We start from the raw sequence: 19,836 nt of genomic DNA, 5'->3' as shown, positions 1-19,836 counted from the left end.
TTCGCTTAGCGTTGATTCAGCACCTGCTGTCTCGTCTTGAACAACACCTCGCGAGGAGTGATTTACGTTTCGGTCTGGGTGGTGATTTGGGGCACGGCCTCCTCACTCGTGGACTGGTTGCTTCTCCACGCTGATCTTTACCAAGAAGGCAGTTTCGGCCAGGCCGCCACCTTCATCGGCTACGGAGCTGCTGCCTCGGTTCTCGCGGTACGTCTTTCCAGTCGCTTTCTGTTCAAAGCCGAGGTTGCCGAGGAGAGTGCCGACCGCGATTAGTCAGCCGGCTGATCCGGCGATCGATGGACCGCCAGCGCAGCCAGCATTCCGGCTAGAAATCCGGATGCATGTCCGATCCAGCTCACGCCAGCTGGAGATGCCCAGGGAAGCAGGCCAGGCAGGGTGCTTCCGTAGAGCAGCAGCGCGATGGTGCTCAGCAGGATCGACAGAGGTCGTCGTTCCAGAAAACCGATCAGCACCAGATAGCCCAGCAACCCGTAGACCACTCCGGATAAGCCGTGAGAACCAACCGGCCAAAACAGCCAGACCGGAATCTCAAGAACGATCACCACAATCCAGATGCTCAGATAAGCCCTTCGGCTTCTGGCCAGTACGAGGTAGCTCAGCGGTAGGAAGACCAGGCTGTTCGTGAGCAGATGGCCGAAGCCTTGGTGGCTGAATGGTGCTGTGAACAACGTCCACCAGGGTGTTCCAGGACCCATCGCAAGGTTCCATCGACCGCCGAGCAGCAGTTGATCCACCAGTTCCTGAAGCCAGGCCAGGCCCAGCAGAATCAGAGGCAGAGCGATCAATCCATCCACACGTTTGCTCTGATCACTGAAGCAGTTTTTGGCCGATCTCGGTTCGTCGTGTTGGTGACAGCCGATGTTCATGTGTCGGAATTCAGCTCCGACCCGCTATGAACTGACCAGTCACCGAGCGGATCACACCATGACCACCAAGTGTGAGGTGATCGTGATCGGCAGCGGTATCGGTGGTCTCTGTTGTGCTGCACTCTGTGCCAGAGCCGGCCACGAGGTGATGGTTCTCGAAGCCCATGGCCATCCGGGTGGTGCTGCTCATGGATTTGAGCGGCAGGGCTATCAGTTCGAATCAGGCCCTTCTCTCTGGAGCGGACTTGGCCGATGGCCAAGCAGCAACCCGCTGGCTCAGATTCTCAAGGCCTTGGATGAGCCCCTGGAGGTCATCCCCTATCGAGACTGGGATGTGCTGTTCCCCGAGGGGCATCTGCGCATCGGGGTGGGCGCTGACGGCTTCGAACGGGTTGTCGCTGATCTGCGAGGAACGGCGGCGGTCGAGGAGTGGCGACGTTTCGCTGAGGTGTTGCAGCCCATAGCAGCAGCGGCGGACGCACTGCCGTTACTGGCACTACCGCCGGGTGGACTTGAGGGTCTTGGACCACTGCTGCGACGCAGCGGTCGCTTGCTTCCCCATCTGCCGGCTCTGCGTCATCTCAGCGGTGCCTTCGGTCCGCTGGTGGATCGCCACCTTCAGGATCCCTTCCTGCGCCATTGGGTTGATCTGCTCTGTTTCCTGATCAGTGGAATGCCCATGGCGGATACCAATGCGGCCGCGATGGCAACACTGTTTGGCGAATGGTTTGAGCCTGAGGCCTGCCTTGATTTTCCCAAGGGCGGGAGTGCTTCCGTGGTGCAGGCCCTCGTCCGTGGTCTTGAGAAACATGGCGGCAGCCTGCGCCTTGGCGCTCGTGTGAAGCGGGTCCTGCTGGATGGAGATCGTGCTGTTGGCGTCGAGCTGGTCAACGGTGAACAGTTCGCTGCCGATCATGTGGTCAGTAACGCTGATGCCTGGAGTACGGCGAAGCTGTTGCCTGAAGCGACATCGCCCTCCTGGCGCCATCAACGCCTAGAGACTCCAGCCTGCGCTTCCTTTCTCCATCTGCACCTGGGCTTTGATGCCAGTGGCCTCGACGATCTGCCCATTCATACGGTTTGGGTTGGAGACTGGGAACGGGGAATCGAAGCCGAACGCAATGCCGTGGTGGTTTCGATTCCGTCGGTGCTTGATGCCTCGATGGCGCCTGCCGCTCAGCACGTTCTGCATGCCTACACACCGGCCAATGAACCGTGGTCGCACTGGAGTGGTTTGGAACGTTCAACGGCTGCCTACGACAAGCAGCGTGAGCAGCGCTGTTCGGTGTTCTGGCAGGTGCTTGAGCAGCGCATCCCGGATCTGCGCAGCCGCTGTCGGATTGTGATGGAGGGCACGCCTCTCACCCATCGTCATTTCCTGTCGGTGCATCAGGGCAGTTATGGCCCAGCGCTGTCGGCGGCCAAGGGGTTGTTTCCTGGTGTGCAGACGCCAGTGCAAGGTTTTCTTCAATGTGGAGCCAGTACCTTCCCCGGTATCGGTATTCCGCCTGTGGCTGCCAGTGGAGCGATGGCTGCCCATGCGATCACCGGACAACGGGCTCAGAAGCAATTGCTGGAGAGCTTGTCTCTTTGATTAACCGCACAACCTCTGCCAGCTGCTCATTACAACGCTCCTAGGGACGCGCTTCGTCGCTGGTTTCTTTAGCTTCCGGGTTGATTGGACGGTAGGAATTCCCCGTGGTCGTGCAGGTCTTGAACGACAACGAGCGCTTCAAGCTCGACGACAGCGATGATGCGCTGTTTTACAGCGACCCCCGTTTTGTTCAGCATCTCGATGCAGCATTTCGTTTGCGCTTGACACAGCTTTATCGCGAGCGCATCCCCAGTTGTGCGGTTGTGCTTGATCTGATGAGCAGTTGGGTGAGCCATCTGCCGGAAGATCAACGCTATGAGCAGGTGATTGGCCATGGATTGAATGCTCAGGAGTTGCAGGCCAATTCGCGTCTCGATCGTCACTGGGTGCAAAACCTGAATCGCGACCAGACACTTCCCCTCGACGATGCCAGTGTCGACTGCACCTTGATCGTGGCCGGCTGGCAGTATCTGCAGCAGCCAGAGTCTGTGGCCGCCGAGCTGCTGCGCATCACCCGCCCCAAGGGGCAGGTGATCTGTGCTTTCAGCAATCGCATGTTCTTCACGAAGGCACCTCAGATCTGGACCGATGGCGGTGACGGCGACCACCTTCGCTACGTGGCGGAGGTGATGATGGCGCAGGGATGGCCTAAGCCTGAATTGGTTGCTGAACAAACGCAGCAAACCGGACCTCTTGGTTGGGTCGGTGCGAAGGGAGACCCCTTTTTTGCAGTGATCGCCACCAAGCCCTTGGCTTCAGATCCCCTCTGAGTCGTCTGGAGGGATCGGCTGCCAGCCGCTCTGCCATTGCGCCTTGTCTTGAAGCTGCGTCCAGCTTTCTCTGAGTCGTACCTGAGGCTCTAGCAGGGAAGCCAGTTCAACCCAGCGTTCAGAGCCTCGTCCGCCCTGCAGAACAACACGAAAATGACGTCGTCCTGATCGGGGGGTGAGGCTGGTCCAGGCTTCTGCCGGCTTCCAGGGCACAGAACTGCAGCACAACGGTGGAGAGAATGATCATGCCTCGCGTTCTGCCCTCTCGACGTTGTCAGGATTCGGTTGCTCCTAACGACTCAACAGTTGGCGATTGCGTCTTGCAAGCGCACCACGGTCTGCTGCTTAGAACTGGTGACCTCAAGGATTTTTCCGATCGAATCGGAGGTGTTCAAGGCTTCGATGCAGCAGCGTGCAACCAGACGACGAGGGATTGAATCACTTTCCTGCTTGTCAGCTCCAGTCCACAGCACGCCTTCCTCGTCAAGGTCGTCTTCGCGCTCGTTGAGTCCACCAGGTCGGATCACTGTCCAGTCGAGCCCACTGTTTTCCAGATTGCGCTCACCAACACGCTTCCAAACCAGGATCAAGCCAAACAGGTTGAGAGGGTGTTTCCAACGCCCTGCGCATAGCGAACTGACCAGCACCACGCGCTGCACGCCGACGCGCTGGCAACTCTCGACCTGTCGCTCGACGCCCCAAGCATCCACTTTCATGGGCCCTGTCAGGTCAACGGATGGACGTGCTCCTGTCGCGATCACCAGCGCGTCCACGCCGCGCAGAGAGTCGTCCAGGGCGTTGGAATCCATCAGGCTGAGTCGGTGCTGTTCACAGCCCTCCAGTGATGATGGAATCTGGGATTCAGGACGCAGAAGCAGCCTGGCCTGATCGCCTGAAGCCATGATTTCTTCGGCAACACGGAAGCCTGTTTTGCCCGAGGCACCGCTTACGGCAATCGTGCGCGTCATAGTCGATCGAGGCGGGCACGAAACCTAGCCATAAAGCCCAGCCATAGACTTCGCTCTTGATACGGCAGCGGCGCTGGCCGGAGCGTGACCAGCACAAACACTCAGTTACACAGCTTTACAAACGAGCTATGGTTCTTAACAGAAATTCACAAGCCAGTGATGACTGATTACTCCGCCGCCATCTATGGGCTCCTTACTTTCACCGCTGTGATCACTGCAGGTGTGGTCTATGTGCTGGCTCAGCCGACCGACCTGCCTTCCGTTCAAACAAGGGGTTGATTGATGTCGATTGATTCGCGTTGCAAGGAACAGCAGTCGGTTGCTGATCAGATGTTTATGGATTTCAAGTACACCAAGCCGGGTTCGAAGGAGCAGGTTCGTGCTTTGTCCACACTCAGTTTCCTTGTTGGCATGTGGTCTGATTTTCTGGTGAATGAAGAGAAAAGAATGTCCTCGGCTCTCGCTCTTGAAGCGAGTTCGTAGTTGTCACTCTCTTTTGCCTGCACAAGGCTTGATTCAAGACGTTGAATTGGACCTTTCACGTTCAATGATTTGAGTATCGATTCCTAGGGCGCGTGAGTCTTCACCACGCGATAAAAGATGTGCACGGAGTTTTTCTCCGGAAAGCGCTTGGGGAGAATCAAGACGGGCCGCCACCCGTCTTTTTTGTTGGCTCCTTCAGAATCGAGGCTTTTCCAGCGGTTTCCATGCCTGGCAAGGATGTTGATCTTGTTGTGATCGGTGCTGGGCTGTCCGGTTGCGCCTTGGTGGCAGCTCTGAGCAACAAAGGCTGGCGCGGGACCATTCAAATTCTGGAAGCTGGTCGAGGACCCGGAGGTCGCTGTGCCACCAGGCGACGGCGCGATGCCCCTCTCTGGCGTCTGGATCACGGATCTCCGACCCTGAGTTTTCAGAGTGAGCCTCAAGGCCATTTGCTGGAGCTGATGCAGTCGCTGGAACAACGCGGCGTCATTCGTGTTGATGATGACCCTGTTGTTGGCCTGGACCATCACGGTGCTGTCGTTGCACCTCCTGATCACCCTCTGCTGCGCGGTCCGCGCTGGCGAGGCATCCCAACCATGGCTTCGGTTGCGGAGACGTTGCTGTCTGATGGCTCTGATCAAGTTGGTGTTTGTTTTGGGGAGCGGATTCAGACGCTCTCCAGAGATGGTGAGAGCTGGGTTCTTCCTGGTGGGGCTTGTGCCAGCAATCTCGTGCTCAGCGGGACGCTCCTTGCCCATCCCCGTTCGTTGGCCATGCTTGGCAGGAGCGACGTGCCCTTGCGTGACGCCGTTCCTGAGCGGCACGATCTTCTTCTTGATCAGGCACTGGCCTCGATTGCCGGCCTCAACGCGAGCATTCGCTGGAATCTGATGCTGGAGTTCCCGGCGATGGATCTTGATCCTTTGCCTCGGCAGATCTGGCTGACGCCTCGGGCGCAGCAGCAATTCGGAGTGGAACGTCTTGTGCTGCAGCGACAACAGCAGGGGCGTCTCGGTCTGGTGATCCACGGTCTTGACGATGGTTCGTTGATCACGCCTGAAACGCAGCCACAGCTTCTGATCATTCAGGAACAGCGATTGCTGAGTGTTTTGCCAGAGCTTCTTGGCTCCTGGCCATCACTGCAGAGGATGGTGTCCCATGCGCATTCGCTTGGCGTGATGCGCTGGGGAGCTGCTCAACCCTTGGAGCAAGGAATGCCAAAAGCGCTGCAGTGGTGCAGCAAAGCCCGTGTGGGGTTCTGTGGCGACTGGATTGCGGGACCCGGTTTCGGCATGGCGGAGGGAGCCCTTCAGAGCGGTCTCGATCTGGCCGAGTTGATTGCGTCCTGAATGCCGACTGCTTGTCGCTCAAGCATCACCCGTCGTTGGTTCATGCAAAACAATCACAGGATTGTGATAACTGCTGGCCGGAATCGGCGCAGCGCGTCACAACAGAGAAAAGGTCGTCTCCCATGCGCAGCCGATTTCAGCCTGTCCGGGTTCATGCCAGTGTTCATGATGATGAGCCATGCCAGTGCCAAGACTGTGTGGCCCTACGTCGTCGTTTGACCCAGATGGTCACTCAGACCAAACCGTTGCCTGGGCCGCATCGCCCCGTCTACGCCTGCCGGTAAGGAGAAACGTCTCCATGGTTGGACTTTGAAGGTTGATCCAAGGCTTTGACAAGCGTTTGAGCTGATCAGCCGTATTCGGGGCACCATCCAGCCTGGTCCTGCCAGGTCGGACACCAGAGCCGGCAGCGCTTGGTGAGATGGTCTCCCTGCTGGAGTTGTTGCTGTCTGAGCTTGCAGGCCACCATCGTTCGGCAGGACGCATCCACTCCATAGGTGAAGTGCTGGCAGGTCAGGCAAATCCGAGCCCCCTTCCAGTTCTGAAGCTCACTTGCGTCGACGTACTCCCACTCGTCCATAGCCTGCTAGTAAATAGTACTGATGTACTAATCCATCCAATGGCTCCGGGTCAAGTGCCTTCAAAAAGCTTCTGATCGGCTCTGGGCCAGATCCCCGTCCGCAAGCAGCCATCGCACGAGCCGCCGCCGCAAGAGCAGCCATTGGCCAGAATCGATTCCCTTGACGTCAGGCCATGCGATGGTTGATCACGGCTCTGCTCTCCCTGGCAGCCTTTGTCGTTGTCTTGGCCAGCGGAGCCAAGGCCGATGTCACGATTCACGTGGGTTCAAGAACCCCACCGGCTGAGGCTCATTGTCATCGGGTTGGAACTCGCAGCACCGATGAAGGCAGGGTGCTGAGCGTGTATGCCTGCCGCCCATAAAAAAGAGGCAGAGTGCCAGCTCTGCCCCTGAGTTTTCTCGTCGTGCCACCCATGGCTGGGAGACACGCGAACCTTCTCGTCATCGCCGCAATGCGGTCGTGTGCATGGACACTAAATCGGCGGATCCATTCATAGCGCAGCTGGAGTTGATGAGTTGAGTTGTTCGCTCTGAGTTTTGGTTGATTATTGGCCAAAACCCTTATTTGATGATTGCTTTTGAGCTTTCTTTGCTTTGGGCGCAGTTGTCTCCTCCACAGCAGAATCTTTGAAGAAGATTCCATCCAGCCAGACGGTGATGATGTAAACAACGATCAGAACTGGAATCAGAACAAGCCACTGATTCTCAAACTCATAGGGAAGTTTCTGAACCCCAAAGATCGCTAGGTATCCGGTGATCAGAGTGAAGATAAATCTGCGAATGCTGGAGGGATTCAAGGCAAGGCGTTGTCTCTGTTGAGCAGCTCATCTGAGAACTGCTCAGGTGTTGGGTTCAGTCAACACCTGTGCGACTCGTCAGGCATCCAGCTGTAACAACAGTGTTCGTTGAAGACGTTTGCCTGGCTTCGATTCAAGCTTCCGGAGTTTCGATCGTTGAGCCGAGGCTCTCCAGGCGTTGTGCATTCACGCCGAGGTCGGACTCTCCAAGGCGCGAGATGGAACGCGCCTCCAGAGTGACGGCATCGGTTGCAGAGAGTTCGACGTCGTCGACGAAACCGAAGATCCTGCTGCTGTAGGTGGCATGCAGATAGTTAGCCCTCTGCTCGACAATCTCTGTGCGAGGAGTGGCTTTGATTCGTTCAGACAGCTGTTTCAGAGCTGCAGAGGAATCTTTAACGATCCATTGGCTGCTTGCACAGTGCTCAGGGCCTGGGCAGGGACTCAGGTGACCGCCATCGGTCGCCAAGTCGGTTGGCATGGGTCCAACAACATGGAACAGCGCCAGAACAACCGGGATGGTGATCTGAACCAGAAACGCAGGCATGCTGATCAACAGTCCAGGCATGCAGTCATCCTATGGGGCTTCATCAACGATCATTCCTTGATCCCAGTCATCTGAACTGAAGACTAAATCTGCGGTCTCCTGCAATCGTCTGGTGGCTACCGAGCAATTTCTTGAGGATCAGAACGAGTCAATCATTGGGCCACGGTTTCTCTTCGTGGCTATTGCTGGGGAAGCGGTCTCGTTGATGATGAGATTTTTCACTGTAATTCTGCTCGGCTTCTTGCTGTTGGGTTTTGGGCCTACAGCTTTTGCCAATGATTTATCGATCTCCGCTAGCGGGCGAAACCGAGAAGTCACGCTGAACAAACTGCTGTCACAAGTTCCTGAAGGCGCAGCAATGACGGATGCATCGTGCAAAAGAATTGGCATCGCTGGCCTGAATTATCAGTATCGCTGTTCTGTGGCCTGGGAATTCAGGAATCAATACCTGGGAGCCAGCTGACTGTGCCTTTCATGATGGCCCTGTTCTGATCAGGTCCAGCGCACGGGATCGTCCGATTTCAGGTGTTGCACGTGCTCGGTCGCGTGATCGAGCAGGTCGTGACTGATCGTGAGGCAGATGCTGTCCAGCGGCAGGGAAAAGCTGCTGCAATCAGCATCAAACGGACCTTCCACATAGGCACCGATTCGTTCGGCCATCAGGAACAGCACCACGATCACCACACCTCCAAAACGACTGTGTGAATCGGGACCAAGGTCGTGGAAGTACAGCAGCAGCAACAGGACGAACAACCAGTTCAGAAGTCTGACGAAAACTTCGTAAGAGGCCGGAAGCGGTGTGTTGCGGATTCGCTCCAAGCCGCCAATGGCATCGGTGCAGGCGTTGCCAACTTGTATCAGCTGCAGACGACCAAATCCATCGGTTAAGCCTTGGCGATGGAGATCCCCAATCCAGACGCCGCGTAGCTGCCCCAGCTGGCGAAGGTTGGTGGTGCTAGGCAGCCTCAGATCCTGCAGCAAATGATCTTGCAATTCCCGCAGGTCTCGCTGCCAGAAGTTGCGTAGCTGAAAGTTCAGTTGCCACACGATGGCAACCTGCAGACGCAACAACTTGCGTTCCTGACGTCCGGGCGGCCTGCTGCTGTCGAGATGGGCCCGCAGTGTGTCTGCCCAGTTTCGGCTCACGTTCACAACGGTTCCCCAGAGTTTGCGGGCTTCCCACCAGCGCCCGATTGCCTGGGTGTTGCGAAAGCCGAGAAAAATCGATGCCGCGATGCCCATGATCCTCACCACGCTTTCGTTGGCGGTCCAGCTGCGTGGGATCCAGTCGTTATGCACGAGAACGGTGATCAAGAGCAGCAGCAGCAAGTCGAAGCGCATGCGCCAGAGCAGCTGCAGCACAACAAGCACGTAGTCCTGTCTGCGGGTGCTTGGTGGATAGCCGTAGTCGCCAGACTCGATCATGGCCGCTCTTGCAGAGACTTGATCACAGCTGTGATCATCGCCGGCCAACCAAGGGGCCAATTGCCAAAGCTCGATGGGTGGGGCCGACGCCGAGTAATCATGGTTTGCTGATGCCGCGACCAACCCCGCGATGATCTGTGTGACCTCCAACTGCCCGGAGAGTGTGATCCTGGCCCTGGGTGTTCGCGACTGGCCGGTATGGGCCTGTGAAATCAGCTGTTTCCCCTGGCAGTATGACCAGCGTGAAACCTGTCTGCTGCTTGAGGGTGATGTCACGGTGACGCCAGAAGACGGCGAGCCGGTTCGATTCGGTGCTGGCGATCTCGTGGAATTCCCAGCAGGCCTGTCGTGCACCTGGCAGGTTCATCAACCTGTTCGAAAGCATTATCAGTTCGGCTGACGACAGATGCTGCGTCTGGCGAGTGTTGACGGCTCAGAATTCAGCATCAGCGGCCCACTGGGGCCTGCATGGAAGCCAACCGACACGTAGGAGTTCACCCCAGAGGCGTTCAGCCGTGTCCTGACTCAAATGCACACGTGTGGTCAATAGTGGTGCCTGGTCTGGAAAAGGTCGCCCTGAATCCACGAACACCCTCGGATCGCGGTTCCAGCTTTTTTCATCGGCATGGAACCGTTTCGTGTCCTGGGTGCTGGGATCCTGGATCCAACCATGGCTTGGCATCGTTTCCGTGGGGTGATCAGGGACGCACGCATCCACTCCTCAGCCTTGAACGGTGCATAGGGGGAGCTCGGAGCCATGGATCCTCTGCTGATACATCTGTTCTAGTGCTGTAGTACAGATGTGTCAATGCAAAGCTTTGTTGTCTTTTGGTTGCTGCCGTTGTTGGTGTCGTCGCGTTTCGGTCAATGCGTACATTGATGGTTCTGAGAACGGACTGCGATCCCTCAGGTTCGAGCTGCTGCGACAACGATGATTTATCTGGCTTTCCGCTACGGCAATCTTGAGATGAGCAATCTCAGCGTTGTGGTGATTGCGGCTGCAGGGGTGTTGTCATTGGTGTTTTTTGTTGTGGCTTCCCTAAACACGGACACCCAGGGGCTGATTGATTCGGCAGTGCAGAAATTTGACGACGACGATTGAGGCCGATCTGGGTGATCGCAGGCTTTGCTGCCGATTTCAGCTGTTCAGACAGGGATTTCAGCCTCAATCTCCCAGCCTTGATCCGTGAGTTCTTGGATCTGCAATGGGGCTTCCTGGGATGGAACCTCAACAAGGAGGAAGTCCTTTCCCTGATGGCAGTAAATCCTGGTTTGACCGATCACGGCGGGGGCTCCCGGGTGACACAACGCCATCAAACCCAGTTTTGCGTCCAGAGACAAGAGGCCTGAGCCAGGCTTTCCTGTTTGCTCACATTGCCGCCTTGGAGCAGGCCCTGTTCGATGGCGATTTCGCTTGACGCGGTGGTGTCTTCATTGCTACTGCGCAGTCAGTGATGGATCCGTCAATGTCTCAAGCACGTGAGCTGATTAATGCACATCTTTACCCAGTGCTTTTGATCTTTGCCGTGATCTATGGAGCCATCCAGATCTCTCCGCTGGCGAATCAAGCGCGGTATTTCAATCACTGCGTAGATGAGGTGATTCGTGAAAGTAATGTTGAGAAAATGTCGTTTTCAGAAAAACGTGCTCTGGGAGTGAGGCTCTGCAATGGGACTTCTCTTTGAGGGATTCTCCTCGATGCATGATGGAAATTCTGAGCGCTTTCTTCTCCCTTCAGAGCTGAGGGGAGAGGCGTCTCCTGTCAGATTGTCATCATTGATCGACCTCTCGGGTTTCACTGAACATCGCGCTACGAGTCGAATTCTCGTTTGAAATAGTTGCTGGCAATCTCCTCGGGCTTGAATCCTTCCAGTACCAATTCAGCGAGTTCGATCAGCCATGTTCGTCGCATCATTTTCTGATGTGGCTGTCCATCAATTGTGCAGGGAAAGATCACGTCATAGCCGCGATGCCCAGCGGGAGTTTTCTCCTCTCTGCGAGTGATCCGGTAGCCGGCTTCCTGGAGAATGTTGCGCGACAGCTCGTAAGGCGTGACCTGCCTTTGAGCTGCCAACCTCTGGACCCGTCCCATGCTCAGATTTGTCTGTGCTGTCCCCACGCTGCACTGACCACAGCTCGTCGGCAAGCTTCATCCTTTAGAGCCCTGGCGTCATCGATCACCGTTTGCGCTTGAAACAGTCCATGCTGTCGTTCAGGTCAGACCCCGTGTCGGCACTGTCGTTAGCCCAGTCATGAACGCACCACAAGCACTGCTGACACGCATTGGAGAGAGCCAAGGCCATGATCAGGGATTTAAACGTCTGGTTCTGCTGCTGACACAGCTTGGTGACTTTGATTCGATGGAATATGCCCAGGCGCTGGTGCCTGCGCTGCCCAGGCTCGAACAAGCAGGGATCCGCCCCCTCGCCATTGCAATTGGCGATCAGGCCGGGGCAGAGCGTTTCTGCTCGTTTACTGGGTTGCCAAGGGAGTTGCTTGAGGTCGAGCCTGATTCCGGCTTGCATCAGGCTCTTGGCTTGTCCCCCGGTCTGCAGGCACCGGGAGGGCCCTGGCCTTCGCTTTTGCTGATGTGCGCTGGCATCGGTTCCCCAGGAACCCTTGCCGAGGTGTTGCGTGGTTACACCGGTGACCGTTCAGCGGCCCAACGCTTCGATGCTGATGAAACGGTGTCCACCGGCGTGCTGCCTCCGATACCTGCTGCTTTGTTCCGACGTGCTGGAGGCGATGGGTTTCAGCGGCCCTTTGAATTGGCCACCGTGCGGCTGCGCAACATGAACGAGGTGCTCCGCAACTGGAGCACTTACGTGCCGGATGATCGCTTCATCACCCAGCGTGGCGGCACATTCCTGCTGGATCGCGACGATTCAATCCTCTACGTCTACCGCGATCGTGGCATTCTTGGATTCTCGGCAACCATGCAGCGTCCGCTCGCGTTTCTCGATCCCTGGCTGAATGATGTCGAGTGATCACGAAACGGCGATGAGTCTTCCCCCTTGGCGATCACTTCTGCGCAGTGCTCGTCAACGGGAGGGGCGATCTCCCGGCGCCACCTGGCTGCAGTTGGCGACGACTGCAGAAGACGGCACACCACGAGTGAGAACGCTGGTCTTCCGGGGTTGGAGCCCTCGTGGGGACTTGGAGCTGCTGACCGATGTGCGCAGTGAAAAGTCTTCTCAGCTGCTCAGTCAGCCGAGGGTTGAACTGTGCTGGTTGTTTCGCAAGGCTAAAGAGCAGTTTCGACTGAGGGGCAGGGCGCTTCTCGTCACTGCTGAGCAGGAACCGGAGGCGTTGCTCGATCATTGGCAACGCCTGTCCCCATCCGGTCGCATGGTCTGGGCCTGGCCGTCTCCAGGTGAACCTTTTGATGCGCAAGGGCCCTGGCCCCAGGAGGTGGCTGATGACGAGCCGATCTCCTCGCATCTGCTGATCATGCGTGTTGCTCTGGAACGTGTCGAGCAGCTCGATCTCAAACCCCATCCCCACCTTCGCCGCAGCTGGGAGCTCCGAGATGGCTGGCATGAGCAACGTCTCAACCCCTGAGAGTCCAAAACGCCAGTCCGCCGCCTCTGCCCCGCGCGGCCATCCACCCCTCTGGGCTGCGGCTGATCAGGGCAAAAAACGGCTCTCGACCTTCTTGCGGTGGCGGCAACTCCTTCTTCAACAGAGTGAAGCGGCCGAGCAGCAGTTCCACCTGCTCAAAGCGGAACTTCAGCAGTGGTTGGCGGCCATTCAGTTCGCCTGGACCTGTGAACTGGAGGGTGAGTCCGGCGAGGTTCACGGCGTTACGCAGTTGAAGCCCGTCGGTGGATCCGCCGCTGATTTCGAGGCAGGCGCCGATGCTGCGCAGCAGCCAGCCATTGAAGGCATTGGCTTCGGTTTGACCCTTGGGCCATACGGTCTTGAGTTGCCAGTACCCCATCAGGTTTCCGGCGGTCAGTCCTGAACCGCTGCGACGAGCCTGCTTCTCGAGATCCAGTAGATGGCTGTGTTCGATGTCCACGGGTGATCCGCTCTGGCGATGATCATGCAGCGGTGCTCCGAGGATGCCATGACAGAAGTCCAACCTGGCGCTGATGCGCTCAGCTGGTCTGAGCTGGATGCTCTGGCGGCCCCAGCAGCCGAGCGCATCGAAGGACCTGCCAATTCCCAGGCCACCTTGCGCCTGTTTGGTCAGCCCGAAGACTCGATTCGGGTCACATTGTTCCGCGATCACCATGCCTGGTGCCCGTACTGCCAGAAAGTGTGGCTTTGGCTTGAGTTTCGCCGGATTCCGTACCGAATTCGCAAAGTGACCATGCGCTGCTACGGCCCCAAGGAGCCCTGGTTCACTGCTCTCGTTCCGTCGGGGATGCTTCCGGCTCTGGAGCTTGATGGCCGTCTGATCACTGAAAGTGATCGGATTTTGGAGGCTCTTGAGCGAAGCTTCGGGCCAGTTGGTGCTCCGATGGCCGACCGCAGAGTGCGTCGGCTTCGGGATCTTGAACGCCTGCTGTTCAGGGCCTGGTGCATCTGGTTGTGCACTCCCGGTCTGGGAGAGCGACAAGAACGTCAGGCCCGTGATCAGTTTCAGCGTGTCGCCCAGCAAATGGAGCAGGCGCTCATCAGCGGCGGCGGCAGCTGGTTGGATCCCGATGCACCTGATGGTCCGATCCCTGGCACAGCAGACCTGGTGTTCATTCCTTATGTGGAACGGATGAACGCCTCACTCGCTTATTTCAAGGGCTTTGCGTTGCGCGAGGAGCATCCCGCAATCGATCGCTGGCTCACGGCACTTGAGCACCTGGAGACCTATCGAGGCACCCAGAGCGATGTGCACACCCATGCCCATGATCTACCTCCGCAGATGGGCGGCTGCTGGGCTGATGGCAGCGAGGCACAGCAACGCATGGCTCTGGCGGTGGATAGCGGATCCGGACTCAATGAGCTTGAACGTCGCTGGAGCTCGTCAAGCGAGATGGTGTCTGCAAAGGCGCGCGCTTTGGAGAGGGTGCTGAGGCATCGCAACATTCTTCTGGCCAGAAACCCTCTTGGTGATCGCTTTGATCAACCGCTGAGGGCTGCACTCACAGCAATGGTTCTTGACCAGCCCGTACCACCGGAGACAGGTTCGGCCTCAGCATTGCGTTATCTGCGAGACCGGATTTCCGTGCCCCGGGATATGCCGCTGGAGAGCGCCAGGTTGCTGAGGAAGTGTCTGGAGTCCACTGCGGCACTGGATGGTGATCAGCATCCAGATGCACTGCCGTTTGAGCATCGTTTCGATCAGGATCCCAGGCCTTTTTTGACCCATCACAGCTGATGGATTGGCTCAGCAACTGGCGTTAGATCCACAAGATGAGAGAGACCCTTGCCATCAAAAAGCCACCGCCTTGGCAGTGGCTCGACTCTTGGCTCGGATCATTCCCATCACCCGGCCTTCTTCGGGAGAGTAGGGATCCAACACGCGAAATAGGTGTTCAGGCATACCTGGTCATCAATTTCAGCAGCGATGCACCATATGTGGCGTTGACGAGCCTGATGAGTGATCCCAAGATGTGGATCCCCATCACCCTGGCCCGGCTGCACTAGCAGTGGGGTCTTTTTTGTTGCTGTCCCGGGTTGTGGGACTGGAGCCAAGCTGTTTCGTTGTCCATGGATGGGGGCTGACCGCCCTTGAAGGTTCGGTTTCAGGCCCCGTTCCTGCAGGCGTTGGAATTCAGCTGAGCTTGTGAGCGATCAGAACATCGATGCGGATCGCGTTTGATCCGTATCGGACATGGAGAAAAAATAAGTAGCAAGCGCTACTCGCTTTCCCAAGCAACCTTGCCCCAGTTTATTTCTCAAATGTCTTTGCTCTTGGCGCGTCCTATGAGACTTCGAGGGATAAGCCTTGCTGATGGCGGGTTGTCCTGTGGAAAAAAAGGACGATTTTCCACTGGTCTCAAGAGCTTTTCCACAGAAAATCCCCGAAACAGCAGATGAAAATTGAAAATCTGTGGTTTTTGCTCCGAGTGCCATTCGGCGCTTGACAGAAAAGGAATTTCGCTTGAAAGGCAACTGTTGGACCGGATCGTCAAACCGGAAGCCACTGCAGTGAGACGAGTCTCGTCTGAGATCAGGGATTGCTGGTAATTCTGCGAGAGCTTTGACGTCCTCTCTGATTCATGGCTTTGTAGTGGCGAATAGCCGGACGTCCGAAGACTGAATGGATCGCTATCAACTGGAAAGCTGCGTCAACCCCGCGCTGGCTGTCGCCACTGAACAAGAGACACCGTTTGTGAGTCTGGAATCTGAAATACCTGAAGTCCTTTTCAACGCGATGAAGGGGTTCATCGGTGCCAATCCCAACTGGGATCAATATCAGCTGATGAGTTCGGCGTTGGCGCGATTCTTGTACCAGAACGGTTGCAGCGAAAGGGCAGTAACGGAGCGTTATCTCGATGACTTGTTCGCAACTCCGATCGCTGCATCCTCCAAGCAAAGGAAAGGCTCAACAACGACTTGAAAAGTTCGTTTTCAGGTGATCAGTTTTGACTGATTTGAGAACTGTTAGAGATGAATGTCAGCGGGCATATTGATTGTCGCGAGCTAATCCTCAGAGGCCATCATTCCAGTTAGAAGAAGGCATTCTTTTGGCTCAAATGCTGGGATAAGCGTTTGCCAATCCCCAAAGAGCCCAGGCTGCGATGTAGGCGAAGGTCAACGTGGCCAACGCTGTCGTGATTGAACTGGGGCGCTTGGACAGTGGGAGCTGGATTTTTCTCGCCATCACTTGAGGCCAGACATCTCCCCATTGGTTGCTCAATCCGGCCTTGGTGACCACTGATGTGTTCGAGCTCTGACTGAGCACCTGACTGGCGCAGGCTCATCGAGGTGCATGCACAGATGAGCTAGGCCGACGCCTGTTGCAAGGTGGAAGGGATTTCAGGCTGCCTGATGACCACCATTACTTTGCTGGGTGCTGGCCTTCTAGGCGCTGCGATCGGACAACGTCTGCTTGATGTGGGCTGCACGCTGAACGTGTGGAATCGCAACCCCACTCGCTGTGCTGGGCTTGTGCAGGCAGGGGCTCAGCAGCTGAACCTTCCCGGCGAGGGGCTGAACGCATCATCCGTTGTGATCACTGTGCTGCGTGATGGTCCTGTTACCGCAGAGATCATCGGCAGCCTCGGACCCTTGGCTGGGAGATGCATCGTGCCGATGGGCACCATGGGCATCAGTGAGAGCGTCTCCCTCGCTGAGCAGGTAAGCCTGCAGGGAGGCTCTTATCTGGAAGCTCCGGTGCTCGGCAGTCGCCCTGAAGCGTTGAAGGGAAGTTTGTTGGTGATGGCCGGCGGCGAGCAGGACGTGTTTGCAGCTCAATTGCCCCTCCTGCGCCAGCTGGCATCAGAGCCGCGATTGATGGGTGCTGTGGGCACGGGTGCTGCCTCGAAGCTGGCACTCAATCAGCTGATTGCCAGCCTGACCCATGGATATTCACTGGCACTGCGTTTGGTTCAAGCCTCCGGTCTGGACGTCGATCGCTTCATGGAGGTTCTGCGTCCTTCAGCTCTTTATGCCCCCACCGTCGACAAGAAGCTGGAGCGGATGATGTCTCACCACTACGGCGATCCAAACTTCAGTACCAGTCTGCTGCGCAAGGATCTAAAGCTCTTTTTGCGGGAGGCGCGATTGGCTGGAGTGGACGCTTCTGCTCTGGACGGACTCTCGAGTTTGCTGGAACGGGCTACTGGCACGGACCTTGATGTTGGCGACTACTCCGCCCTGCATGAACTGACGGATGGACGATGAGTTGGCGGTTGTGTTGAAGCTCAGCTGAGGTACCAACGGATCATGGCCACTACCTGCCCGGCGGGACCATGGCCGGTGATCCACTCGCCGATGATCGCGGCTGCAAATCCCACCATTGCTGTGCGTCCATTGATTCGCTCAACGATCTCCAGAGCCGACGTGTTCCAGGGGCGATTGGTGGTGAGGCTTTCTCCGAAGGCTTCGATGGGTTCGTATTGATATCGCTGATCGGACATGGGACGAGGCGCTTGTGCGGCCCAGAAGCTTATGCAATCTGCGCAGAAATCTGAATAGTGTGATTTTCCTTGTTGGTCTTGGCTGTGAACGTTGATCGTCTGCGAGAACTGTTCACGAAGCCCTACGGCATGGCTGCTCCCACTGAGGAGCAGTGGCGAGAGCTGTATGACGAGAACGTGCGCTTCAAGGACCCGACACAGGAGCGCCAGGGCATCAAGGCCTACGTGGAGGCCCAGGACGGCTTAATGCGGCGTTGCGATGATGTGTATCTCACTCCCGCCGCCATCGCCGTCGAGGGCGACACCGCATTTGTGGAATGGGAGATGGGACTCAAGATCAAGGGAATTGAGTTTGTCTACCCAGGCACAAGTCGGCTGCGCTTCAACGCTGAAGGCAAGGTGGAGGACCACAGGGATTATTTCGATTTCGTGGGCCCAACCTTTGAGCCCGTTCCCGTGGTGGGTGGTTTTGTGCGCTGGCTTTACAAGCGATTTGTTGACTGAGCACGGCTCAGTTTCCAGAACAGCAGGCTGAGTGTCGCAGCCCCGAAGCCAAGGAACAAAGTGATGAGGGCTTCGCTGGTCATGTCAAGCACTCGTAATGTTGCTTCATTCTGGAGGGTGCGACCACGGGCCGCGACCCCGCTGCAGATGAGTATATCTGCTTATTTTTCGCCTGATCCGTTCTTTGGTCACACGAGACAGGGGGCTCGTCCCTTACGTTTCGTAAACTATCTTTTAGTTCTGTGATCAGGGCAATTCTTACTCGTCCATTCCTTGCTGACGCTGGTCTGCTTCTGCTCCGAGTCTTCACCGGAGTGCTCCTGATCCACCACGGTTACGAGAAGCTCGCCAATATCAACAATTTTGCAGACGCGTTTGTCCGTCCTCTCGGACTTCCCTTCCCCATCACGCTGTCTTACATCGCAGCTTTTTCAGAAGTCGGCGGCAGCTGGTTGCTGATCACGGGTTTGCTGACCCGTTTCGGTGCCCTGGCCATTCTCGGAACAATGACCGTGGCGATCTACCACGCTGTCAGCACCGCTGGATTCAATATCTACCTGCTTGAGCTTCTTGGTCTGTATTTCGCATCTGCGACAGCAATTCTGGCCGTGGGTCCAGGTCGACTGTCCGTTGACGAGTTGATTGCTCGCCGATTTGCACCCGATACACGCTCTCAGGCCGATCGTCTTGAAGCTGCTTTTACCGCAGACGCCGAGGCCGCTAACGACGTCAAAGCCGACGTTGTTGCTGACGGCGTCAGCTGAATTAGCTTTTGCTCTGCCTCAGTACACAGATTGAGGCAGGGTGAATCCACTGTTCATGTGCTCGAAATCGAGCAACACCCAGCTGAGCCAGATCACCAGGGCGACAACGCCAGAGACCGCAGCGAAGCGGGCGAAGTTGCGGGCAACCAGCTCAACAATGCTGATCTCCTTCATTGACCGGTGGCGAGGATCTTCATTTTGCTCGATTTGTCGCTTCGCTGATGCCTTTTCACCTCGACCCTCCAACATTCAGTTTGCTCGTGGTCGGTTCGGTCTTTGCGGGCCTGCAGGTCTGGTGGATTGGCTCACTGGTGATTCGCAACAATCGCCGTCGCGGAGAGCGACCTCTTTCCACTCAGCAGTTCAGACGCGATCTGGAACGTATCTTCCGTCAGGAATCCTGATCGAGCCAAGCTGAAATGTGCGGTCGTTATGCCCTCGCCACGCCCCTGAGCCAGCTTCCAAAGGTTTTGCTCGAGCGCATGGACCACGAACATCGCACTCGCTACGCACCACGCGATTTGATTGTTCCTGGCGAGCCGCTGCTGGCCTATCGCTCTGATCAGTCGGGTCCAGAAGCATCGCTGATGCTTTGGGGATTGATTCCTGGTTGGCTGAAGGATCCTTCGCAGGGGCCCAGGCCTTTCAATGCCCGTTCGGAAACGGTCGCAGACAAGCCCAGTTTTCGAGGCTCCTGGCGTCATCGACGCTGTCTGATCCCTGCCAGTTGTTTCTTCGAAAAAGGTCGCGCGATCAGACGCATTGATCGCCAACCCTTCTGGCTTGCTGGCCTCTGGGAGCGTTGGTTGGGGAGTGATGGCAGTGAGGTTGATAGCTGCACTGTCCTCACAACGAGTCCGAATCAGCTCGTCAAACCACTGCATCACCGGATGCCCGTGCTGATTCCGCAGGGATTGGAAGAAGCCTGGATGTCAGCCTTGGATGGCCAGCAGTTGAGAGCGCTTGAGCCGCTGCTCAGTCCATGGGATCCCAGGGGCTGGGAAGTGGTCTCTGGCAAGGACGATGGCCAGCTTTCGTTGCTTTCTGCTCTGCAGAGCTGATCTGTTGGTGAACGGACGAAGTTTTCGGCAAGCCCCAATTGCTTTCAAGCCAATCCTGTTCAGGCAGTGAGTTGATGGCT

At 56.8% G+C, this 19,836-nt stretch carries 32 protein-coding genes; 20 read left to right on the top strand and 12 right to left on the bottom strand.

Annotation, left to right across the window (positions count from 1 at the left end; genetic code table 11):
* Nucleotides 1-36: 36 nt before the first annotated feature.
* Complete coding sequence (locus SynMITS9220_RS08590; protein WP_186988625.1) at nt 37-273, top strand: hypothetical protein; 237 nt, start codon at nt 37-39, stop codon at nt 271-273.
* On the opposite strand, the gene SynMITS9220_RS08585 is transcribed toward SynMITS9220_RS08590, so the two are convergent.
* The gene (locus tag SynMITS9220_RS08585) at nt 270-806 is read right to left on the bottom strand and encodes a rhomboid family intramembrane serine protease (protein WP_186992029.1); all 537 of its coding nucleotides are present in this window, start codon (nt 804-806) and stop codon (nt 270-272) included. The genes SynMITS9220_RS08590 and SynMITS9220_RS08585 overlap by 4 nt on opposite strands.
* 139 nt (nt 807-945) lie before the next feature.
* Here SynMITS9220_RS08585 and SynMITS9220_RS08580 point away from each other — a divergent pair, with 139 nt between their 5' ends.
* A complete protein-coding gene (locus SynMITS9220_RS08580; protein ID WP_186988623.1) occupies nt 946-2,481 on the top strand; it encodes an NAD(P)/FAD-dependent oxidoreductase in 1,536 nt (511 codons plus the stop codon).
* A 104-nt stretch (nt 2,482-2,585) separates the two neighbouring features.
* The gene (locus tag SynMITS9220_RS08575; protein WP_186988621.1) at nt 2,586-3,251 is read left to right on the top strand and encodes a methyltransferase domain-containing protein; all 666 of its coding nucleotides are present in this window, start codon (nt 2,586-2,588) and stop codon (nt 3,249-3,251) included.
* Here the strand turns inward: SynMITS9220_RS08575 and SynMITS9220_RS08570 are convergent.
* Nucleotides 3,237-3,464, bottom strand: coding sequence for a TIGR02450 family Trp-rich protein (locus SynMITS9220_RS08570; RefSeq protein ID WP_067093023.1), 228 nt, complete (start codon nt 3,462-3,464; stop codon nt 3,237-3,239). The two genes, SynMITS9220_RS08575 and SynMITS9220_RS08570, sit on opposite strands and share 15 nt — an antisense overlap.
* Nucleotides 3,465-3,550: 86 nt before the next feature.
* On the bottom strand, nt 3,551-4,219 hold the full coding sequence (locus SynMITS9220_RS08565; protein ID WP_186988619.1) for an SDR family oxidoreductase: 669 nt from the start codon (nt 4,217-4,219) through the stop codon (nt 3,551-3,553).
* 282 nt (nt 4,220-4,501) lie between these two features.
* On the opposite strand from SynMITS9220_RS08565, the gene SynMITS9220_RS08560 reads away from it, so the two are divergent.
* Entirely contained in the window at nt 4,502-4,702 is a 201-nt protein-coding gene (locus SynMITS9220_RS08560) for a hypothetical protein (RefSeq protein WP_067093164.1), read from the top strand.
* Between the two features lie 224 nt (nt 4,703-4,926).
* On the top strand, nt 4,927-6,051 hold the full coding sequence (locus SynMITS9220_RS08555) for an NAD(P)-binding protein (protein WP_186988617.1): 1,125 nt from the start codon (nt 4,927-4,929) through the stop codon (nt 6,049-6,051).
* A gap of 349 nt (nt 6,052-6,400) precedes the next feature.
* On the opposite strand, the gene SynMITS9220_RS08550 is transcribed toward SynMITS9220_RS08555, so the two are convergent.
* The gene (locus SynMITS9220_RS08550; RefSeq protein ID WP_186988615.1) at nt 6,401-6,631 is read right to left on the bottom strand and encodes a hypothetical protein; all 231 of its coding nucleotides are present in this window, start codon (nt 6,629-6,631) and stop codon (nt 6,401-6,403) included.
* A gap of 173 nt (nt 6,632-6,804) precedes the next feature.
* Between SynMITS9220_RS08550 and SynMITS9220_RS08545 the strand changes: the two genes are divergently transcribed.
* On the top strand, nt 6,805-6,993 hold the full coding sequence (locus tag SynMITS9220_RS08545) for a hypothetical protein (RefSeq protein WP_186988612.1): 189 nt from the start codon (nt 6,805-6,807) through the stop codon (nt 6,991-6,993).
* A 568-nt stretch (nt 6,994-7,561) separates the two neighbouring features.
* Here the strand turns inward: SynMITS9220_RS08545 and SynMITS9220_RS08540 are convergent.
* Nucleotides 7,562-7,996: a DUF1499 domain-containing protein gene (locus SynMITS9220_RS08540; RefSeq protein WP_255482998.1), complete on the bottom strand. Its 435-nt coding sequence runs from the start codon at nt 7,994-7,996 to the stop codon at nt 7,562-7,564.
* Nucleotides 7,997-8,087: 91 nt separating this feature from the next.
* Between SynMITS9220_RS08540 and SynMITS9220_RS08535 the strand changes: the two genes are divergently transcribed.
* Nucleotides 8,088-8,438, top strand: coding sequence for a hypothetical protein (locus SynMITS9220_RS08535; protein ID WP_186988610.1), 351 nt, complete (start codon nt 8,088-8,090; stop codon nt 8,436-8,438).
* Between the two features lie 29 nt (nt 8,439-8,467).
* On the opposite strand, the gene SynMITS9220_RS08530 is transcribed toward SynMITS9220_RS08535, so the two are convergent.
* Nucleotides 8,468-9,400, bottom strand: coding sequence for a bestrophin family ion channel (locus tag SynMITS9220_RS08530; protein WP_186988608.1), 933 nt, complete (start codon nt 9,398-9,400; stop codon nt 8,468-8,470).
* A gap of 130 nt (nt 9,401-9,530) precedes the next feature.
* On the opposite strand from SynMITS9220_RS08530, the gene SynMITS9220_RS08525 reads away from it, so the two are divergent.
* The gene (locus SynMITS9220_RS08525; protein ID WP_067093031.1) at nt 9,531-9,800 is read left to right on the top strand and encodes a cupin domain-containing protein; all 270 of its coding nucleotides are present in this window, start codon (nt 9,531-9,533) and stop codon (nt 9,798-9,800) included.
* A 33-nt stretch (nt 9,801-9,833) separates the two neighbouring features.
* Here the strand turns inward: SynMITS9220_RS08525 and SynMITS9220_RS08520 are convergent, their stop codons facing one another.
* Complete coding sequence (locus SynMITS9220_RS08520; RefSeq protein ID WP_115126817.1) at nt 9,834-10,082, bottom strand: DUF1651 domain-containing protein; 249 nt, start codon at nt 10,080-10,082, stop codon at nt 9,834-9,836.
* 249 nt (nt 10,083-10,331) lie between these two features.
* Here SynMITS9220_RS08520 and SynMITS9220_RS08515 point away from each other — a divergent pair, with 249 nt between their 5' ends.
* From SynMITS9220_RS08515 to SynMITS9220_RS08505, 3 genes are all read left to right on the top strand, one after another.
* On the top strand, nt 10,332-10,502 hold the full coding sequence (locus SynMITS9220_RS08515) for a hypothetical protein (protein WP_170951890.1): 171 nt from the start codon (nt 10,332-10,334) through the stop codon (nt 10,500-10,502).
* 11 nt (nt 10,503-10,513) lie between these two features.
* Entirely contained in the window at nt 10,514-10,750 is a 237-nt protein-coding gene (locus SynMITS9220_RS08510; protein WP_186988606.1) for a hypothetical protein, read from the top strand.
* 104 nt (nt 10,751-10,854) lie between these two features.
* The gene (locus tag SynMITS9220_RS08505; protein WP_255482996.1) at nt 10,855-11,085 is read left to right on the top strand and encodes a hypothetical protein; all 231 of its coding nucleotides are present in this window, start codon (nt 10,855-10,857) and stop codon (nt 11,083-11,085) included.
* A gap of 125 nt (nt 11,086-11,210) precedes the next feature.
* Here the strand turns inward: SynMITS9220_RS08505 and SynMITS9220_RS08500 are convergent, their stop codons facing one another.
* Nucleotides 11,211-11,492: a hypothetical protein gene (locus tag SynMITS9220_RS08500; RefSeq protein WP_186988604.1), complete on the bottom strand. Its 282-nt coding sequence runs from the start codon at nt 11,490-11,492 to the stop codon at nt 11,211-11,213.
* 160 nt (nt 11,493-11,652) lie between these two features.
* Here SynMITS9220_RS08500 and SynMITS9220_RS08495 point away from each other — a divergent pair, with 160 nt between their 5' ends.
* Together SynMITS9220_RS08495 and SynMITS9220_RS08490 are read left to right on the top strand one after the other, a co-directional pair.
* Nucleotides 11,653-12,387 (top strand): peroxiredoxin-like family protein, encoded by a 735-nt coding sequence (locus SynMITS9220_RS08495; protein WP_186988602.1) that lies wholly within the window; start codon nt 11,653-11,655, stop codon nt 12,385-12,387.
* 13 nt (nt 12,388-12,400) lie between these two features.
* Nucleotides 12,401-12,961 (top strand): pyridoxamine 5'-phosphate oxidase family protein, encoded by a 561-nt coding sequence (locus SynMITS9220_RS08490; protein WP_255482995.1) that lies wholly within the window; start codon nt 12,401-12,403, stop codon nt 12,959-12,961.
* Here the strand turns inward: SynMITS9220_RS08490 and SynMITS9220_RS08485 are convergent.
* A complete protein-coding gene (locus SynMITS9220_RS08485; protein ID WP_255482994.1) occupies nt 12,951-13,484 on the bottom strand; it encodes a hypothetical protein in 534 nt (177 codons plus the stop codon). The two genes, SynMITS9220_RS08490 and SynMITS9220_RS08485, sit on opposite strands and share 11 nt — an antisense overlap.
* Between SynMITS9220_RS08485 and SynMITS9220_RS08480 the strand changes: the two genes are divergently transcribed.
* Together SynMITS9220_RS08480 and SynMITS9220_RS08475 are read left to right on the top strand one after the other, a co-directional pair.
* Complete coding sequence (locus tag SynMITS9220_RS08480; protein ID WP_186988598.1) at nt 13,470-14,720, top strand: glutathione S-transferase; 1,251 nt, start codon at nt 13,470-13,472, stop codon at nt 14,718-14,720. The two genes, SynMITS9220_RS08485 and SynMITS9220_RS08480, sit on opposite strands and share 15 nt — an antisense overlap.
* Before the next feature lie 885 nt (nt 14,721-15,605).
* On the top strand, nt 15,606-15,905 hold the full coding sequence (locus tag SynMITS9220_RS08475; RefSeq protein WP_186988596.1) for a DUF2811 domain-containing protein: 300 nt from the start codon (nt 15,606-15,608) through the stop codon (nt 15,903-15,905).
* Nucleotides 15,906-16,037: 132 nt separating this feature from the next.
* On the opposite strand, the gene SynMITS9220_RS13385 is transcribed toward SynMITS9220_RS08475, so the two are convergent.
* Nucleotides 16,038-16,169, bottom strand: a complete 132-nt coding sequence (locus SynMITS9220_RS13385) for a hypothetical protein (RefSeq protein ID WP_255482993.1) — start codon at nt 16,167-16,169, stop codon at nt 16,038-16,040.
* Between the two features lie 167 nt (nt 16,170-16,336).
* Here SynMITS9220_RS13385 and SynMITS9220_RS08470 point away from each other — a divergent pair, with 167 nt between their 5' ends.
* Nucleotides 16,337-17,191 (top strand): NAD(P)-dependent oxidoreductase, encoded by an 855-nt coding sequence (locus SynMITS9220_RS08470; RefSeq protein WP_186988594.1) that lies wholly within the window; start codon nt 16,337-16,339, stop codon nt 17,189-17,191.
* 20 nt (nt 17,192-17,211) lie between these two features.
* Here the strand turns inward: SynMITS9220_RS08470 and SynMITS9220_RS08465 are convergent, their stop codons facing one another.
* Nucleotides 17,212-17,427 (bottom strand): chlorophyll a/b-binding protein, encoded by a 216-nt coding sequence (locus tag SynMITS9220_RS08465; RefSeq protein ID WP_186988592.1) that lies wholly within the window; start codon nt 17,425-17,427, stop codon nt 17,212-17,214.
* Nucleotides 17,428-17,511: 84 nt separating this feature from the next.
* Between SynMITS9220_RS08465 and SynMITS9220_RS08460 the strand changes: the two genes are divergently transcribed.
* A complete protein-coding gene (locus tag SynMITS9220_RS08460) occupies nt 17,512-17,931 on the top strand; it encodes a nuclear transport factor 2 family protein (RefSeq protein ID WP_186992023.1) in 420 nt (139 codons plus the stop codon).
* Between the two features lie 242 nt (nt 17,932-18,173).
* The gene (locus SynMITS9220_RS08455) at nt 18,174-18,695 is read left to right on the top strand and encodes a DoxX family protein (RefSeq protein WP_186988590.1); all 522 of its coding nucleotides are present in this window, start codon (nt 18,174-18,176) and stop codon (nt 18,693-18,695) included.
* An 18-nt stretch (nt 18,696-18,713) separates the two neighbouring features.
* Here the strand turns inward: SynMITS9220_RS08455 and SynMITS9220_RS08450 are convergent, their stop codons facing one another.
* Entirely contained in the window at nt 18,714-18,869 is a 156-nt protein-coding gene (locus tag SynMITS9220_RS08450; RefSeq protein WP_170951887.1) for a hypothetical protein, read from the bottom strand.
* Between the two features lie 47 nt (nt 18,870-18,916).
* Here SynMITS9220_RS08450 and SynMITS9220_RS08445 point away from each other — a divergent pair, with 47 nt between their 5' ends.
* Complete coding sequence (locus tag SynMITS9220_RS08445; RefSeq protein WP_115126865.1) at nt 18,917-19,099, top strand: hypothetical protein; 183 nt, start codon at nt 18,917-18,919, stop codon at nt 19,097-19,099.
* Between the two features lie 15 nt (nt 19,100-19,114).
* Entirely contained in the window at nt 19,115-19,756 is a 642-nt protein-coding gene (locus SynMITS9220_RS08440) for an SOS response-associated peptidase (protein WP_186988588.1), read from the top strand.
* Nucleotides 19,757-19,836 lie beyond the last annotated feature (80 nt).

Origin of the sequence: Synechococcus sp. MIT S9220, assembly GCF_014304815.1 — a bacterium.
GTDB lineage: Bacteria > Cyanobacteriota > Cyanobacteriia > PCC-6307 > Cyanobiaceae > Synechococcus_C.
This window is presented reverse-complemented; position numbering and strand designations above follow the sequence as displayed.